19 protein-coding genes and 1 tRNA gene are annotated in these 18,369 nt (G+C 30.4%); 9 read left to right on the plus strand and 11 right to left on the minus strand.

All coding sequences use genetic code 11. The annotated features are described in order from the left end of the window. Window positions 1-122 precede the first annotated feature (122 nt). Both A9G17_RS04755 and A9G17_RS04760 read left to right on the plus strand, forming a co-directional pair. Window positions 123-893 (plus strand): hypothetical protein, encoded by a 771-nt coding sequence (locus A9G17_RS04755; RefSeq protein ID WP_065737731.1) that lies wholly within the window; start codon window positions 123-125, stop codon window positions 891-893. An 87-nt stretch (window positions 894-980) separates the two neighbouring features. After that, window positions 981-1,781, plus strand: coding sequence for a hypothetical protein (locus tag A9G17_RS04760; protein ID WP_065737732.1), 801 nt, complete (start codon window positions 981-983; stop codon window positions 1,779-1,781). A gap of 37 nt (window positions 1,782-1,818) precedes the next feature. Here A9G17_RS04760 and nudC read toward each other — a convergent pair whose 3' ends face one another. From nudC to epmB, 6 genes are all read right to left on the minus strand, one after another. After that, complete coding sequence (gene nudC, locus A9G17_RS04765; protein WP_065737733.1) at window positions 1,819-2,622, minus strand: NAD(+) diphosphatase; 804 nt, start codon at window positions 2,620-2,622, stop codon at window positions 1,819-1,821. 58 nt (window positions 2,623-2,680) lie between these two features. After that, window positions 2,681-4,297, minus strand: coding sequence for a membrane protein insertase YidC (gene yidC, locus A9G17_RS04770; RefSeq protein WP_065737734.1), 1,617 nt, complete (start codon window positions 4,295-4,297; stop codon window positions 2,681-2,683). Beyond that, on the minus strand, window positions 4,297-4,539 hold the full coding sequence (gene yidD / locus A9G17_RS04775) for a membrane protein insertion efficiency factor YidD (RefSeq protein WP_065739087.1): 243 nt from the start codon (window positions 4,537-4,539) through the stop codon (window positions 4,297-4,299). The genes yidC and yidD overlap by 1 nt, the downstream gene beginning before the upstream one ends. A gap of 47 nt (window positions 4,540-4,586) precedes the next feature. Continuing rightward, the gene (gene rnpA, locus A9G17_RS04780; RefSeq protein WP_081301678.1) at window positions 4,587-4,943 is read right to left on the minus strand and encodes a ribonuclease P protein component; all 357 of its coding nucleotides are present in this window, start codon (window positions 4,941-4,943) and stop codon (window positions 4,587-4,589) included. Window positions 4,944-4,954: 11 nt separating this feature from the next. Next, window positions 4,955-5,095, minus strand: coding sequence for a 50S ribosomal protein L34 (rpmH, locus tag A9G17_RS04785; RefSeq protein ID WP_025314679.1), 141 nt, complete (start codon window positions 5,093-5,095; stop codon window positions 4,955-4,957). Window positions 5,096-5,426: 331 nt separating this feature from the next. Continuing rightward, complete coding sequence (gene epmB / locus A9G17_RS04790; RefSeq protein ID WP_065737736.1) at window positions 5,427-6,455, minus strand: EF-P beta-lysylation protein EpmB; 1,029 nt, start codon at window positions 6,453-6,455, stop codon at window positions 5,427-5,429. Between the two features lie 32 nt (window positions 6,456-6,487). On the opposite strand from epmB, the gene efp reads away from it, so the two are divergent. Beyond that, window positions 6,488-7,054 carry an elongation factor P gene (gene efp, locus A9G17_RS04795; protein WP_034901106.1) on the plus strand — a complete coding sequence of 189 codons (567 nt, stop codon included), beginning with the start codon at window positions 6,488-6,490 and terminating at the stop codon, window positions 7,052-7,054. A gap of 165 nt (window positions 7,055-7,219) precedes the next feature. Here the strand turns inward: efp and trmL are convergent, their stop codons facing one another. From trmL to thiI, 4 genes are all read right to left on the minus strand, one after another. After that, on the minus strand, window positions 7,220-7,705 hold the full coding sequence (trmL, locus tag A9G17_RS04800; protein ID WP_065739088.1) for a tRNA (uridine(34)/cytosine(34)/5-carboxymethylaminomethyluridine(34)-2'-O)-methyltransferase TrmL: 486 nt from the start codon (window positions 7,703-7,705) through the stop codon (window positions 7,220-7,222). A gap of 22 nt (window positions 7,706-7,727) precedes the next feature. Further along, on the minus strand, window positions 7,728-9,107 hold the full coding sequence (cpxA, locus tag A9G17_RS04805) for an envelope stress sensor histidine kinase CpxA (protein WP_065739089.1): 1,380 nt from the start codon (window positions 9,105-9,107) through the stop codon (window positions 7,728-7,730). 41 nt (window positions 9,108-9,148) lie between these two features. After that, window positions 9,149-9,859: a response regulator gene (locus tag A9G17_RS04810; protein ID WP_065737737.1), complete on the minus strand. Its 711-nt coding sequence runs from the start codon at window positions 9,857-9,859 to the stop codon at window positions 9,149-9,151. 131 nt (window positions 9,860-9,990) lie between these two features. Continuing rightward, entirely contained in the window at window positions 9,991-11,442 is a 1,452-nt protein-coding gene (gene thiI / locus A9G17_RS04815) for a tRNA uracil 4-sulfurtransferase ThiI (RefSeq protein ID WP_065737738.1), read from the minus strand. A gap of 425 nt (window positions 11,443-11,867) precedes the next feature. Between thiI and secG the strand changes: the two genes are divergently transcribed. The 5 genes from secG to A9G17_RS04840 all read left to right on the plus strand — a co-directional run bounded on the left by secG (window position 11,868) and on the right by A9G17_RS04840 (window position 15,166). Further along, window positions 11,868-12,242 carry a preprotein translocase subunit SecG gene (secG, locus tag A9G17_RS04820; RefSeq protein WP_065737739.1) on the plus strand — a complete coding sequence of 125 codons (375 nt, stop codon included), beginning with the start codon at window positions 11,868-11,870 and terminating at the stop codon, window positions 12,240-12,242. Between the two features lie 7 nt (window positions 12,243-12,249). Beyond that, window positions 12,250-12,335: transfer RNA gene (locus A9G17_RS04825), tRNA-Leu, on the plus strand. 203 nt (window positions 12,336-12,538) lie between these two features. Further along, entirely contained in the window at window positions 12,539-12,970 is a 432-nt protein-coding gene (locus tag A9G17_RS04830) for a hypothetical protein (RefSeq protein ID WP_065737740.1), read from the plus strand. Window positions 12,971-13,041: 71 nt separating this feature from the next. Further along, window positions 13,042-13,425 (plus strand): MarR family winged helix-turn-helix transcriptional regulator, encoded by a 384-nt coding sequence (locus A9G17_RS04835; RefSeq protein ID WP_218059759.1) that lies wholly within the window; start codon window positions 13,042-13,044, stop codon window positions 13,423-13,425. 1,252 nt (window positions 13,426-14,677) lie between these two features. After that, the gene (locus tag A9G17_RS04840) at window positions 14,678-15,166 is read left to right on the plus strand and encodes a hypothetical protein (RefSeq protein ID WP_065737742.1); all 489 of its coding nucleotides are present in this window, start codon (window positions 14,678-14,680) and stop codon (window positions 15,164-15,166) included. Between the two features lie 207 nt (window positions 15,167-15,373). Here the strand turns inward: A9G17_RS04840 and A9G17_RS04845 are convergent, their stop codons facing one another. Next, window positions 15,374-15,799, minus strand: coding sequence for a MerR family transcriptional regulator (locus A9G17_RS04845; protein ID WP_172397822.1), 426 nt, complete (start codon window positions 15,797-15,799; stop codon window positions 15,374-15,376). A gap of 132 nt (window positions 15,800-15,931) precedes the next feature. On the opposite strand from A9G17_RS04845, the gene lepA reads away from it, so the two are divergent. Beyond that, on the plus strand, window positions 15,932-17,728 hold the full coding sequence (gene lepA, locus A9G17_RS04850) for a translation elongation factor 4 (protein ID WP_256114231.1): 1,797 nt from the start codon (window positions 15,932-15,934) through the stop codon (window positions 17,726-17,728). Window positions 17,729-18,369: the final 641 nt, after the last annotated feature.

Below are 18,369 nucleotides of genomic sequence, written 5' to 3' on the forward strand. Positions count from 1 at the left end.
TAATGCCAATATAAAATTAACGCCCCGTATTTAGTAAGGCGTGTAAAAAAGTTTCAGGAAAACTATGTGTTTATGTAAAAATATGTTAATATTTCATCATATTAGTGACAAGGGAATGAAAAATGATTTATGAACTCATACCGATAGAATTACATAAAGAGCTTAATGATTTTCGTAATGATTTAGAGAGAATAGCTTCACAACATGTTGAAGTTTGTCCTTTTTGTGACAAAAAGGAGTTTTATTTAATCCGTTCAAATCCAACTACTACTTACCGTTGTAAAGCTTGCTATAAATATTTTACGGCAGCAACTAATACACCTTTTAACCGTCTAACGCCTTTTAATTGGTTAGAAACCATTTTTGTTTGCCGTATAAAAAATTACACTTATCAAGCAATAGCAAATATATTTGACTGTTCAACTGAAAAAATAATGCGTCGTGACCATGCTATAATTAATTACTTAAAGCTATATTATTTATCATTATATCAATGGTATATTAATAGACAGCAGACAACCTTAAATCCAATCTTAATCCAACAATATAATTATATCAAATCAAAAATAAATACTTTACTTAATACGCAAACACCCATTTGTTTACACTGTAACTCAACAGAAACAGTCAAAATAGGCAAACGAACATGTTACCGATGTAAACGATGTCGACATAGTTTTAATGTTTTAAGTAATACTAAATTAAACCGTTTACCCAAACCTGAATTATGGTTGAGCTTTGTTGATTTACTTATAGCTGGAGAAGGCAATACACAAATAGAAAAAAAACTAAAACTGACGAGCAATACCGTAAGGCGATGGCGAGCGGTATGGTGTGAAATGATGATAAAATGGAATTGTGAAGCCCTATCTATTTGGTGTAAAGGTCATTAAAACAGTAAACATAGCATGACTAATTATAGTCTCATGTTTTACTGTAAATATTTTTAAACAATAATATTAATAATGGAAGATAATGTTATGAAAAAATATATTTCTCTTTTATACATAAGTTTAGGCTGTAGTATATTATTAATCAGTGGTTGTGATGACAAAAAACCAATTAATAAAAACTTAACTCAAATTGCGATTATTAACAGTTATCTTTTTCATACAGAACCAGAATTATTACCAAATAATAAACTATTTAAACAGCAAAAAATTGAAGGTTCATCGAATAAACTAATTAACTACAATAATCTAGGTTATGTAGCTAATTATAATTTAGAAGGATTATATGGTGAAATCAATTATGATAAAGCTAAATACATTTACGGAATGAAAGAAACTAGAAATGAATATGGAATTACTTTTGACAATGCAAAAAACATTCTTGGCATGAAAAATAGTAATGGAGATATCGTTGCTATTTCCGAATTTGACGAGCAAGGCCATTTAGTTGAAACAACTTTATCTCACTTTGCAGAAAATAATATTATTTTTAATAGCAAAATAATTTATGAACAAGATCGAGTTGAGATGGTTTTATATAACGCTTATATTCCAGTTGATGAAAAAACCAAATTTCCTGTATTAGTACAAGAAAAAGATATTATTTACAATGATAATAATCAATTAGAAAAAACTATCACTAAGTCATTTAAACTATCATCAAATGGTGACATCATAATTAATGACCAAAATGAACAAGAAGTTGAAATAACTGAGACTTGTACTTATTCTGATTATAATGAAAACCGAGATTGGACAAAAGCAATCTGTGTAACGAATGGCGATAAGTCAAAAACCATTAATTTAATAAGAACCATTGAATATCAATAGATTTATTTATTACCTTTTAATACCAAAGAGAATATGATTAATCATTACCGTACTCATCATATTCTCGGCAAAGTACAATGGTATCTTCAATTAAACGCCGAGCAATAGTCCCATATTCGGGAATTTTAGGTAACTGAGAATAATGATACCAATTTGCTTCAACTAATTCGCTAGTATCTACTTGAATTTCACCACTTTCATAATCTGCCAAATAAGCCATCATTAATGAATTAGGAAACGGCCAAGGCTGCGATCCTATATAACGAATATTTTTAATTTTTATTTTTGCTTCTTCAAATACCTCTCTCTTAACAGCCATTTCCATAGTTTCACCAATTTCAGTAAAACCAGCTAACACAGTGTATAAACTATCTTGATTATGTCTAACATGTTTTGCCAATAATATTTTATTTTTATTGCGAATAGCGACAATGATAGATGGCGAAATTTGTGGATAATAGCGTTCATTACAGTTGTGACACATACAACACCATTCTGTTGTACTAATATGCATTTCGTGACCACAATAACCACAATATTTATGAGAACGATAGAACTCTGATAATTGAACGGCTCGTCCAGCCATATAAAATAATGATTGTTCATTATTACCAAGCAAAGATCGAATTGAACTCATTGCTGTTTTCATTTCACGACAAATAAGCCAAGCTGTTTGTCCATTCCACTCACCAATAGGTTGGGCAAGTAGATTTGTAAAACCCAATTGGCTGGCATTACCAACAGGAACTTCACCATTTGGTAACCATAGTCGTCCATTTTTACTGACAAACCAATAACCTACTTCATTACCATTCAAATTTATTTGTTGCTGTATGTTCATATCAATTTACACCAAAAACAACGAAAAAGGAGGGTTTTAACCTCCTTTATTATCAATATTATTTCTTTTTCTTCTCGTGTAGTCCTTTTTTCTCAAGTTCCCAATAAATGATACGTTGCTGGGCAATTGTAAATAAGTTACTTACGATATAGTATAAAACTAAACCTGCTGGAAACCATAAGAAGAATACCGTAAAGATTAATGGCATATAAGTCATTAACCTTTTTTGTAATGGGTCAGCCGCTGGTGTTGGAGACATCATCTGAATTAAGAACATTGTACCGCCCATTAATAAAGGAAAAATATAATAAGGATCTTGTGCAGATAAGTCATAAATCCAAAATGCAAATGGAGCATGACGTAGCTCTACAGCATTACCTAACATATAGAATAGTGATAAGAAAATTGGCATTTGAATGAATATTGGCAAACAACCACCTATTGGATTTACTTTTTCTTGTTTATAAATCGCCATGGTTTCCACACTCATTTTTTGCTTATCATCACCATAACGTTCTTTCAATGCTTCTATACGAGGTTGTAATAACTTCATTTTTGCCATTGAACGATATTGTGCACGTGTTAATGGGAATAAAATACCACGGACAATAAAAGTAATAATAATAATTGCAAAGCCCCAGTTACCAACAAAACTATGAATAAATTTTAATAAATAAAATAGTGGTTGTGATAAGAACCATAACCAACCATAGTCAACGGTTAAATCAAGATGATTGGCAGTCTCTTTCAATTGGTTTTGAATTTCTGGTCCCAACCATAATTTTGCACTAATAGTTTGACTATTACCTGGTTGAATAATAGTTGATTCACCTTTAAAACCGATCGTTGCTTGAGATTTGTTAGCTGTAGATCGAGAATAAAATAAATTATTTTGATCCTGAGCTGGCACCCATGCTGTAACAAAATAGTGTTGTAGCATTGCAACCCAACCTGTTTTGGTACTCACATCTAAAGCTTTATCTTTTATATCATCAAAACTATATTTGCTATAGTTAGTGTTAGAACTAGAATAAGCTGCACCACGAAAAACATTTAGGCCTAATCCTCCGCCACCTTCAGTCACAGTACCTTTAGGTAACTCTATAGTTTGTTTTAACTGACCATACATCGAAACATCAATAGGACTTCCACTTTGGTTATTTATGTCATATTGAACATCAATAGCATAATTACCACGATGCAATATATAATATTTAGTATAGCTAACACCATTAACCTGATATGTCAATGGTACACGCAATTCATCTTGTCCATCAGCTAATACGTATTCGGTTTGTTCTGTTTGATATACTGGTCGTTTTGATCCTTGAATTGCATTATCAGGGCCATCTTTACCAGTTAGACCGCTTTCAGCAATATAAACAAAATCAGGAGTTGATGTTAATAATTGGAAAGGTGTACCTGAATGAAGCGTCTGATCATATTTTAATAATTGAGCAGATTGCACATCGCCACCATAAGTATTGATAGTAAGTGATAATACATCTGATTTTACAGTAATTGTTTTACCAACCTCAGTACTATCTTCACCTGCCTGTTGTGTTAACTGGTTAATCACAGGCGGCTTAGGAGCATGATCTTCTTCCCATGCTTTCCAAATAAAAAAAGATACAAAAAGTAAAGCAATGACTAAAATATTACGTTGAGATCCCATTAGTGTTTTTCTCTATTGGTTTTAATTTTTGGAGGAACAAAATCTTCACCTCCTTCATGTAAGGGGTGACATTTTAATACACGTTTAACCATTAGCCAACTACCTTTTATTAATCCAAAGCGTCTTAATGCAATTACAGCATATTGTGAACATGACGGCGTAAAACGGCACTTTGGACCAAATAAAGGACTAAGGATACGTTGATATATACGAATAAAAAAAATAAAAAAATTAATTATCAATAAATTAAATGCAAAAACATGCCTTTTTATCGTTAATTTTATTTTATTTAAATTTTTTGCTTGGCTATGATTCGTTGGCATAGTTTATCAAATATCTCGACTATTTGTTGATTATTTAAGTCAATAACAGGAGATTTAGCCATCAGAATAAAATCAATATTAGGGAATTGATGTTGATGATAACGAAAATATTCTTTCACAAGCCGTTTGATACGGTTACGTTCATGGGCACGTTTTACCTGCTTTTTAGCTATGGCAAATCCCAAACGAGCATGTGTTAAATTATTTTTACGTGAAACAAGCGTAAGAAAAGGTGATCCAGCTCTGATGGATTCTTGGAAAACATAACTGAAATCAAAGGGAGTTAACAATCGCAACTCCCGAGGATAAGTGAATTTAATCACTCAACTTTAAATCAGCTAGCAACAGTTAAACGAACACGGCCTTTAGCACGACGGCGAGCAAGAACTTGACGACCGTTTTTTGTTGCCATACGAGCACGGAAACCGTGAGTTCTATTGCGTTTTAATACTGATGGTTGAAATGTGCGTTTCATGACGATTTATATCCAAATCTAATTTATCAACAAGGTTGTAGAGTGTAAACTCCACAGCATTAATTAAAGAGGTCGAAATTATAGTGTTTATTTCCTTTGTCGTCAATGAGATTTTAACAGATAAATTTTCAAGAAATCCATTAACACCTAATTAAGATACAATTATATAAAAAACCGATATATACACTATTAATTTAAGCATGTATTTTAATCCATGTTGTCAATAAATAATCAGCAAAATAATAGTTTATGAGATTAATTTATCTTCTTTATAGATTCATATAATGTATCAAAAACAGCTTCAAAAAAATGGATACGAAAATTAGATTTCTTAATCACTAAATGTAATGACACGCTTACTTTTTTCACCACCTATTTCACGCGCTAGTTTAGGCACCAAATACCCTGAAACTTGAGCTGCTAGTTGTTTCATTATTTGTTTGGCTTTTTCATCATTTACCATAAAGTGAGCAGCTCCTTGCACCTTATCAAGTAAATGGATGTAATAAGGCAAAATGCCGATATCAAATATCTTATTACTTAATTGTGCTAGTGTTTCGGCTTTATCGTTAACATTTTTTAATAAAACGCTTTGATTAAGCACAGTTACACCCTGATGTTTTAATAGTGAAATAGCTTTAGCTACATTTTCATCAATCTCATTTGGATGATTGATATGAGTAACCATGATAATTTGTAATCGACTTTTAGCAAATAGCTGACAAAGTGTTGATGTAATTCGTGATGGTATCACAACGGCTAAACGAGTATGAATTCGTAACCGTTTTATGTAAGGTATCTTTTCTAATTCTTTTATCAAAAATTCAATCTCATGATCTTTAGCCATTAAAGGATCTCCTCCAGAAAGAATAATTTCATCAAGTTCTGGATGATTGGCAATATAATTAAGCGCAATACTAAGATTCTTTTTATTTCCTTGGTTTTCATGGTAAGGAAAATGTCGCCTAAAACAATAACGACAATTTATAGCACAAGCCGTTTTAGTAATTAATAAAGCACGATTATGATATTTATGTAGTAATCCTGGAATAGTATTTTGTTGTTCATCCAAAGGATCATTACTATATCCATCTACATGAATCATTTCATGCTCATCACAAAGAACTTGTAATAACAATGGATCTTTATAATCCCCCTTTTTCATTCGATTTATAAAAGCCATAGGAACACGAAGCGGAAATTGTTTTTTCGCTTGTAACATAGGAATTGAAATGGAATTAGTATCTAATTCTAAATAAGAATAAAGTTCCTTAACATCTGTCACGACATTGTTTAGATCTAATATCCATTCATCTTTATTATTTGGTAGTTCAATTTTTTGCTGTATAATATGGCTCATTTTTGTAATTCAGAATGATAGTTGGAGCTTTTATGGCATCTTTTAGTACAAATGAGTTTAAAGCTGGTCTTAAAATAATGCAAGATGGCGAGCCTTGTGTAATTGTTGAAAATGAATTTTATAAGCCTGGCAAAGGACAAGCAATTAACCGAGTAAAAATTAAAAAACTACTTTCAGGCAAAACAGTTGATAAAACTTTTAAGTCAGGTGAATCAGTTGAAGCCGCTGATGTTGTTGATATGAATTTAACATATTTATACACTGATGGTGAATTCTGGCATTTTATGAATAATGATACTTTTGAACAACTATCTGCCGATGCTAAAGCCGTTGGTGATAATGCAAAATGGTTAGTTGATCAAGCTGAATGTATCTTAACATTGTGGAATGGTCAACCTATCGCTGTTACACCTCCAAATTTTGTTGAACTAGAAGTTATTGAAACCGATCCGGGCTTAAAAGGTGATACAGCAGGAACAGGCGGAAAACCAGCAACTTTATCAACAGGTGCGGTTGTTCGTGTACCATTATTCGTGCAAATTGGTGAAGTGCTTAAAGTGGATACTCGTTCAGGTGAATATGTATCACGTGTTAAATAATTATGGACGTTTTATACCTATATATTATTAAACAAAAAAAGAGGTTACATTAACCTCTTTTTTGTTTTAATTAGTTTTCAAATGGCATATATTTAATTCAATGATAACAGATTCAACATTTATATTAATTATATTAATCGTGATAACTTAATTGTTAATAATGAATTAATTAAATTGTTTTGCACCAAAATAATTTAATTGGCGCCATGATTCATAAACTACAACCGCAACAGAGTTAGATAAATTCATACTTCGACTATTAGCTAACATAGGAATACGAATCTTTTTATCTTGTGGTAATGCATCAAGAACTGATGCTGGTAAACCTCTAGTTTCGGGGCCAAACATCAAAAAATCATTATACTTAAAATTCGCTTCACTATGAGATTTTTGACCTTTAGTCGTTAATGCATAAACTTGCGTAATTAGGTCAAGTTGGTTTACCTCTAAAAAATGAGTAAGATTTTTATAACGCGTTACGTTGACAAATTCTTGATAATCAAGACCTGCTCTTCTCAGCTTTTTATCATCCCAAAAGAATCCCATTGGTTCTATAATATGCAAATTAAAACCTGTATTAGCACAAAGACGGATAATGTTACCTGTATTAGCTGGAATTTCTGGCTCAAATAAAACGATATTTAAGGCAATATTTGACACAATACTTTCTCTTCTATTGTTTATATTTCTGAATTGGTAATACTATCACAATTCTAAGTCCACCAAGATGACTTTTCTCTGCTTTAACATTGCCATGATCTCGCATGATAGCATTAGCAACAATAGCCAGCCCTAAACCTGTTCCTCCGGATTGACGATCTCGCGCTTCACTAGTACGATAAAATGGTCTAAAGATTTGCTCAAGCTCCTTGTCAGCGACACCAATCCCATCATCGTCAATACTAATTATTATCTGATTTTGCTGCGCAATAAAGTTAACAACGATTTTATGATTAGAATAACGGAATGCATTACGTATAACATTTTCAAGAGCACTACATAAAGCCATAGGATAACATAAAATAGTATGACTAGTTGGAGGATTAGTCACTAAAAACTTTTTCCCTATTTGTTCTGCTTCAAATGTCGCATTATCAAGTACTTGTTTAAATAGTAAACTAATTTTCTTAAATTGACGAATTTCATTATTATCATATTGTTGTCTTGCTAATAACAATAAATCACCAATCATAGAATCAAGCTTTAATGCTTCATTATTGATCCTTATAACTTCATTACTTTCACCTTGTTTATGTCGTAATAAAGAAGTTGCAAGTTGTAAACGTGTTAAAGGAGTACGTAGTTCATGAGAAATATCAGAAAATAGGCGTTGTTGTACTTCTTGCATTCGCTTAAGTTCTCTTAACATATGGTTAAAGCTAGCGCCTGTTGCTTTATATTCAGTAGAACCTATTTTTTCTAGCTCTGGCCACTCTTGTAAATTACCTTTAGCAACTTGATCTGCTGCTTTTTTTAATCTTCGTGCAGGTTTAGCAATACTCCATGACAACCATAATAAAAAAGGGGAACTGATTAACATCATTAGTGTTAATAACAATAGAGGATGATCAAAAAGTAAATTAACAAATTGAGATTGAACATCGGATGCTGGTTGTAAAACGTATAATTGATATGGTTCATCAGCATAATGAACCAGAAATGGTCCTATAATCTCTTGAGAATCATAAATTTTTTTAGCTGGATCTGAAATATTATGTGATATTTCGCTAAAGTTTTTAACTAAATCAATATTCTTGGTATCTGCAGTAATGTATTGCCCACTTGGAGTTACAATAAATAAAAATTGACCAGATTTTTGGTAAGTATCCATTACAACAATAAAACGCATCCACCATCGAAAGCTATCTTTAGGTACATTAGATAGATCTTTTTCTATTTGTTTAGCTAATTCATTGCCTGTTTCACGCTCTTTATTTGCAATGTAAGTTAAGTTTCTAGAATCTAAATTTGGTAATAAAATGATTAATGCCAAAAAAAAGGCTATCGTTAGAAGGAAGATAGTGAAAATTCGAACAGTTAAACGATCAAAAATCCACATATCATCACACCTAATTTAAAACTATATTGATGTTGTTATACATCATTACTGCTATCAATAACAAATAAATATCCTTTAGAACGTAAGGTTTTAATCCACGGTAAACCATCACTACGAGGAGGAAGTTTTTTTCTTAAATTAGATACATGTACATCAATTGAGCGAGCAAGTGGAATAAATTCCTTACCTAAAACTGTTTCGCTTAACGTATCTCTAGATATGATTTTACCACCATTTTCGAGAAATTTAAGTAATACTTGAAATTCCGTACCAGTTAATTCTATATATTTACTATCATAATAAACTGACTGCTGTTTTCGATTTAATACCAACTTATCAACTGTATACTGTTGAGGAAGATCATCTGTTTCATTAACTAAATTATCCCAGCGCGTTCTACGTAATAGTGCGTTGATTCTAGCTATAAGTTCTCTATCGTTGAAAGGTTTTAGAATATAATCATCAGCACCAAGTTCAAGTCCAATAATTTTATCATATTCATTATCTTTAGCCGTTAAAAAAATAACAGGGACAGTAAATTTGCTTCTAAGCTGAGATAATACATTTAATCCATTCATTTCAGGCATCATTATATCGAGCAGAATCAAATCAAATGACATATCAAACTTTTCTAAAGCTTGCACACCATTATTCGCCGTTTCAACTTCAAATCCTTCTAGTTCAAGAAGCTCGGATAACAACGAGGCGATTTCTGGATCATCATCCACTACAAGTAATTTGTTCATTACAATCCTCTGTTTACTCATATATCATATTTATTTTTATCGAATTACATCAAGATTTCACACTTTGCCAAGTTATTATATATGCAAAAAATACTATCAATACTAACAATATAGTAAATAATTGTTAAGTTCTACAATTTTAATACTTTAACATTAGTAAAACCTTGATCAATAAGATAAAGTGCTTGTAATTTACTCATCACTCCACGGTTGCAATAAAGCAAATACTGCTTACTTTGATCCAAATCACTAAATTGAGAAGCTAATTTATAAAAAGGAATTAATTTAATTTCAACATTATCGTCTAATATTAAAGGATCATCCTCTTGTTCATCTGAAGGGCGAATATCAATAATAATATGATCATTATTAAGAGTAGATACAGTTTCAACCTGTTGAATTGTTGTGTCTGATTGTTTAGCTATTTCACGAATATCAATGTTTTCTGCATCTTCTATAGCTTTATTAAGTATTGAAAAATCAAAATTCAACTCTTCTGCTTCAATTTTCTCTTTAATGGCTTTGACTGTAGGGCTTTTAGAGATTACACCACAAAATTCAGGCATGGTTTTAGCAATATCTTCGGTGCCAATTTGTCTAGCAAGATTGATAATGGTTTCTTTATCGTGAGTGATTAGTGGACGTAAAATCAATGTATCACTAACATTATCAATTAAGCGTAAATTAGTTAATGTTTGACTTGATACTTGACCAAGAGCTTCACCAGTCACAAGAGCTTGCACATTATAACGCTGAGCTATTTTAGATGCGGCACGGATCATCATTCTTTTTAAGATTACACCCATTTGTCCATCATCAATTTTTTCCAAAATCTCACCAACAACATCTGAAAAATTGATAGCAATAAAACGTACTTTATGTGAACTTCCAAAACGTTCCCATAAATAGTGAGCCATCTGTTTTACACCAATTTCGTGAGTTTTTCCGCCAAGATTAAAAAAGCAATAATGAACTCGACTACCTCGTCGCATCAACATATAACTTGATACACCTGAGTCAAATCCACCAGAAATAAGTGAGATAACATCTTCTTGAGTACCAGTCGGAAAACCACCAATACCATCATGTCGACCTTTAACAAGTAATAACTTATCATTGTCAATTTCTAAATTAACCGTAACCTCAGGGCGTGTTAGCTTTACCTTAGCTGAAGGCACATATTTATTAAGTCCACCACCAACGTAACGTTCAACATCAATTGAAGTAAAGTCATGCTTTCCTCTGCGTTTAACCCTAACACAAAAAGTTTTATTTTCAATTAATGGGGCATAGTAATTTAAAGCTTTTTCAAAAATATCATGCATATCGACATAAGTTAGTTCATCGACAGCCAGAATGTGATGAATACCGGGTATTCGGGTTAGTAGTTCTAGAATCAAGGTTTCACTATTTGCTATTTTTGGACGAACTTCAATAAAATCCCAATGACGAATAACAGCAACATCTTCTATATGATGTTTTAATATATTACGAATATTGCTAGTTAATATTTTGATAAAACGTAAACGGACGGAATCACTTTTAATCGTGATTTCAGGAAAGAGTTTAACAATAAATTTCATAAAACTAAGGTGTGATCTAAATAAAAATAGTGATCATTATACTGTTTTTCTAAAAAAACATACAATTTAATCCAACAAATATTGAATCTAAAATGGATTATAAAAACAATTTGCTAAATCAATTCCTTTGAACATGTTAATTTAAAATGATATTTATTATTGTAACTTGATCATAAATAGTGTAATAAAGTTCTATTTCGTATCTAAAAATAAAGAATTTCTATAAATCAACTATCCTACCGAGTAAAAACAATAAACGAATATAATTTTTTTGTATAAAAATTAATATTGATAATAGTTTTAAAGCGTCAAAACCCAAATTATGCCAACAATACCTTAAATTTTACTTGCTTGTTGGTCTGTCTTTCGTTAATATTTCGCTTCAATAAATTCTGTTGTATAAAACATAAAATTGACAGGTTGAAATGTACGGACTTTTAATTATAAGTTATTTGATCATTGCACTAGCAATAATCGTATTAGTTTTAATTCAACGAGGAAAAGGCGCCGATATGGGGTCTTCTTTTGGTGCGGGTGCGTCAGCAACTTTATTTGGTTCATCAGGAAGTGGAAACTTTTTGACTCGCACAACAACTTTATTAGGTATATTATTTTTTGTGATAAGTATTATTTTATCTAATTTAGGTAGTCGCGCTCACATCACCTCAACTGGTGAATTTGATAATCTCGAAGATACTGCTCCGGTAACAACTCAGCAAAGCGAGAGTGGCATTACTCCGACAGCAGATCCCGTTGTTCAACCTGAACAAATAAATCCAACATCAGATATTCCTGAATAAAAACGGCGCCGTGGTGGTGAAATTGGTAGACACGCTATCTTGAGGGGGTAGTGCTCTAAGGGCATGCGGGTTCAAGTCCCGCCCACGGCACCAATTCAATAATCAGTAACATTCTTTTAAACTCAACAAAGCACACCAAACCCAGTAATAACAAGTTTTAAAGGCTATTTTATTGCCCATTAAATATCAGTAAATTTGTAACAAGCCCGATAAAATTTAGTTGACGCATTTATTTAGCATGCTTATTATAAGTATACTTATTATAAGCATATTAATTAAATAAATAAGGATTATATATGAAAAAAATTTCTATTTCTTTTGAAATTCCGACTGTGTCTATGCCTCATAAAATTTGGCCATATTTTGTTGACTTTTCATTAAGAAAACTTTGGGAAACTGATCTTGAAGAATTTACGATAACAGGTGAAATAAAAAGTGGAGTTAATGGTTTATTTAAACTGGAAAACATGCCAGCCATGAAAGTTATATTATCTACCGTATTGATTAATAGAGAATTTACTGAAAGATTTGATATTCCAGATATTGGGATTTTATTTTTTTCTCATCAAATAATCGAATATTCAGATAATAATTATGCGATAAAAGCTGTAATTGAATTAGAACCGAAAGTAGAATTATCAAATAAAGTTTGTTATGATTTTATGAAGAATATTTCAAATGATATTATAGATAAAGCATTTTTATTGAAAGATCTGGTAGAAAAATAAGTATGTCCAAAGACAATAGGTTTTCTTCTCAATTTAAGCATGATTCGTCAGAATCTATAGGTTTTGTATTTATGAAAACCTATGCAACTTGGAATAGTTTAATAAAAAATAGTTTGAAACAGTATTCAATAACTCATCCGCAATTTATTATTCTTACCACGTTGGCATATCTTTCAGAACATTTTGATGAAGTTACACAAGTAACTTTATCTCAACATGCTAATATTGATGTTGTTACAGTATCGCAAATTTTAGATAATTTAGAAAAAAAAATATTAGTTAAAAGAATTACATCAGTAAAAGATAGTAGAGCTAAATCTATTCAATTAACAGATAATGGGTATATTATGGTAAATAAAACTACTCCATTAGTAGAAAAAATTGATAATCAATTCTTTTCTTGTTTGGGCGAAGATATAACCTATTTTCATAAAATGTTATTAAAACTGTCATGATATTATAGAATAGATTAAACTTTAATAACTATCTATCATCACTAATCAATTAAAATATTATCTAATTAGTATTCCTTTCGTTGTATTATCATAACAGTTATAGAGTAGTAAATATCTACACTCAATAGCTAAAACACCGCCTTTACTCATTTCTGTGCAAAACCGCGAAATAAAAGTATTTTTTGGGCTTGTAATAATCAAAATCATAAAAAATAAATAGCCCATTATTTAGCTAATCTAGTAATAAATTTTTACATCACTAAATTATGTACAGTAAAAATGTAGAGTCATGTAGGGTTAAAATGTAGACCATACATATCACAAACCCTTATAAAATAAGGCTTACAAGAAATCATGTATAGTATGCATAGATTTTTATAAAATTTTATTTTAATGGGGGTAGTCAATTTTTTTAACACATAAATTTGGGTACTGTCTCTTTGACCAGATTTTTACATCCGCGAAAAATTAACTTTAAATCAAAAATAAGGGAGCATAAAAAATACCCAATCTTAGGGGTCACTTTTCGTTTTAGGTATACGTTTAGGTATATAAAGTAAATTTTAAATAGATAAAACACTTGTACTAAAAAGATTTAATACATGCTTTTCAAGTCCCGCCCACGCACCAATTCAATAATCAGTAATATTCTTTTAAATTCTTTAAAACATATCAAAACTAACAAACACAATGCTTAAAGTCTAATTTATTATTCATTAAGCACCAGTAAGATACATTTACAACCAAATTTTTTAGATATATGAATAGTTATACAGATGCAATATAACTAAAAATCGTGTAACTATGGTAGTATAACCATCTCGTTAATTAATATCCAAATCAAAACGTTATTTTGTCAACAAATAAAAATATATAATACTAAATTAATCATGTTATTAAACATAATATTATATTTTTTACTTAGCAATTCTCACTAATAAAACATAATATCTAAAAATTATTTTATTTAGAATAATTAATTTTTAGAATATAAACCACCATTAGTAAATTTTTGAAATATGACCTACCCTTATTTTTAGATATAAATTGATGATACTATTTATAAAGGTTTATTTTTTTGTTTAAATCATAAGAAATCAATTATTATTAAAAAAGCGAAAGAAAAATATAAAAAAGTATATATCACCTCTATTTTCGGCTATGCTATAAAAGTTCATTTAATAGTTTTTCTGTTAATCTTTATTCTCTTTTTTCATCAAAATAATTACTAAACTCATCAATGGAATATATTATGAAAAAATTAATATCAATATTATTGTTAAGTAGTTTATTTTGCAGTCATAGTTATGCTAATGAAAACCAAAGTAGTTTTCAAAAACAACCTAAGTCACAAAATAATAACCAATACACAGAGTATAAAGCTCAGTTGGCTGATAATGTTTTTTTATCATTTTTTGTCGATAACCAAGAGCAAAAGGCAATACCAGTATTATTTAAAGATGGTAAAAAATATCAACCGTTGAGTGTTGAATTTTGTGTTAAAGATTCTGATGAATGTTGGCGACAATTCCTTTATCATAATTCACTTTCCAAAATTACCTTTAACTTTGATAAACCAGAAAATAAAAAAGATTTATTAGAATGGAAAATAGACTATATTTATAACAATCAATTAGTTACTACTGATTTTATGCTTCCTCCGAAAACAGGGGCTTTACCAAATGGTGATGACGACTATGATCCTTATATTCTTTGGCAATCTGACTTAAGTAATTTCTAAAATTACCTTATGACTCTTGAATAAGATAAATAAGTTAATATAATTGAGATAATGACTGAGTTCTAAGCAGATTTTATCAATTATATTAACTTATACCTTTTGAAATAACTAAAAATTATTTATTTTTAACCAGTTATACTTAAAAATGCAATATAAAAGATCTCGCCTCTTTTTAGTTATAAATTTTATCAAAAATAACTTATTTTTTTATTTAAGATTATTACTCTTTTTGTAATAACTTTTCTTGAACCTTAATAATGCTAATTGCTCATTTAGTTCAGTTATGGTATCAATTAAAATCTTTTCTTGTTGATTAATGATAGTTAGACGTTCATCCAATGTTTCATCACCTTGTAAGCATAACTTAACATAATGTTGTACCTCTTTAATTGACATATTCGCATTACGTAAGCATTCAATCAATTTTGCCCATTGCAAATCTGCATCAGAGAAAAGTCGCTTTTCGTTCTGATCGCGTTGTAGAAATGGAAACAATTTCAATGAATCATAATACCTTAGTGTATGCACTGATAGGCCTAACATTTTAGCTGCTTTAGTCACTGTATATTTAGGTGTTTGGTTTAGTTCACCATTTTGAGCTATTGATGCAATACAGTCATTTATATTTACCATATTTATACCCATGTATTCATAAAAATCAATTAAATAGCCTATTAGTCATAATAATTTGATAAACTTGACTTAGAGTTACTCTAACCATTATAGTTCACGCCAATATTTAATAAAAGTATGGGAGAAATTAAAATGAACCCAAATAATATAAGAAATTTTTGTATAATTGCCCATATCGATCACGGTAAATCGACTTTAGCTGATAGATTAATTGAGATGACAAATACGGTCTCTGAACGTGATATGAAAGAGCAATTATTAGATAACATGGATCTTGAAAGAGAACGTGGTATTACTATTAAGCTTCAAACTGTTCGTATGTATTATAAAGCATCTGATGGTATTGAATATGAATTAAATCTAATTGATACTCCTGGCCATACAGATTTCAATTATGAAGTTTCACGTAGTTTAGCGGCTTGTGAAGGTGCATTGTTACTTGTTGATGCAACCCAAGGCGTACAGGCACAAACTATTGCAAATTTGAAATTAGCTCAAGAACAACATTTAACTATCATTCCTGTTATTAATAAAATTGATATGCCAAATGCTGATACTAAAAGTGTAATTAAGGAACTTGAAGAACTTGAAGGTATAAATTTAGACAAGGCTATTTTAGCTTCGGCTAAAACTGGGATTGGAGTTGACAAAATTTTAGAATCCATCATTGAAAATATTCCTGCACCTGAAGGCAACAAAGATAAACCACTTCAGGCATTAATATTTGATTCTCACTATGATGTCTACCGAGGTGTTGTGCTACATGTTCGCATTTTTAATGGTTCAATTCGTACTGGAATGAAAATTAAAATGCTCAAAAGCGAACTTGAATTTGAAGCGTTACAAGTAGGGGTATTTTTACCTGCCATGAAATCAGTCGAAGAACTTATGGCTGGTGAAGTAGGATTTATTTCTACAAATATTAAAATTGTGTCAAATGTAAAAGTCGGTGATACATTAATTAACCCCAATAAACCTGATACTAATGCAGTGCCTGGTTATAAAGAGGTTAAACCAATGGTTTATGCTGGCCTATTTCCAATAAAAAATGAAGATCAAGAAAAACTGAAAGATGCCGTTGAAAAATTATCGCTTAACGATTCAGCATTCATTTATAAACAAGAAAATTCAATGGCACTTGGAGCAGGATTTCGATGTGGATTTCTAGGTATTTTGCATATGGAAATTATTCAAGAAAGGCTTGAAAGAGAATATGGAATCGAAATTCTATCTACATTTCCTAGCGTTGAATATCGTGTAACGTTAAAAAATGGTGAAATTATTAGCGTTAACAACCCTATGTTACTGCCTAGTTTTGAAAAGATCGAATATATTGAAGAACCATTTATTGATGCAGCAATTATTATTCCTATGGAAAATATTGGCGAGATTATGGAACTCTGTCAGGAAAAACGCGGTATTTATGTCGATATGATTTATCTGAATAATAAAATGGCCGAATTGACATTTAAACTGCCAATTTCAGAAATTGCTTATAATTTTTATGATTCACTTAAATCAATTACGCATGGATATGCATCAATAGATTATCGAGACCGAAGTTATATTGTAACTGATTTGGTTAAAATGGATATTTGGCTGAATGATGAAATTGTCGATGCCTTTTCCTTTATTTTACCACGAGATAAAAGCTTTGAACGCGGTAAACAAATAGTTCAGAAAATGAAACATGTTATACCTCGCAAACTTTACCCAATGCCAGTACAATCGGTAGTTGAAAATAAAGTCATTGCAAGGGAAGATATTCCACCATTACGTAAAAGTGTAACTGGACGTGGCTATTCAGGATCTGCATCGAAAAAGAAAAAGATAGCTAAAAATATTAAGGAAAATAAAATTAGGCAACGTAAGTTTGGCGGTGTTGATATCCCACAAGAAGCATTTCATGCGGTATTGGATATTCATTGATAACATTAATGGCCACTGTCTTAAATGCATATAATTTAATATCTTATTATTTTCTAACAAACCAGATAAAGAAAGTTTTGCTGACTATCGTTGGCAAAACTTTTTATCGTACATAATATGAATTATTTTTTAGTAATCTCATTTAACCCAATAATATCAAGTTCTCTATAGCTGAAATCAATGACGACATTATATACCTGTGGTATTAGCCACTGTGTTCTTACCATATCTTTATATTTTTATTTAGATAATTGTCATATTCTGTAGGCTTAGTATTCTGAACAGAATTAAAACAAAAAAATTAAATAACTATTTTTTTATTATTGAATTTCAGTATTCAGAATAAACTAAGTTAAATAATCTTTTTGCTCTTAATTTTGATGTACAACTTTCTGCAAATCGAGAAGTGAAAATGAGAAGCGAAAAATATCAGAAATATTACTATTGCAGAAAATTTGCTAGTTAAACATGATAGTAACAATGTTTATAGTAACTTTAAAACTTTTGTCTGCCAAAATTATAAATCACATCTTATTGTTAATAAATTGAAGTATTTTATCATCTCAAATTACTTCTTTAACTTCAAAAAACTTTATTACCTATTTATAGGTGAAAATTTTTGCTTCTCATTATTTATTTTT

This window comes from Gilliamella sp. wkB7, from assembly GCF_001693435.1.
In the GTDB taxonomy this organism is placed as follows: Bacteria; Pseudomonadota; Gammaproteobacteria; order Enterobacterales; family Orbaceae; genus Gilliamella; species Gilliamella apicola_N.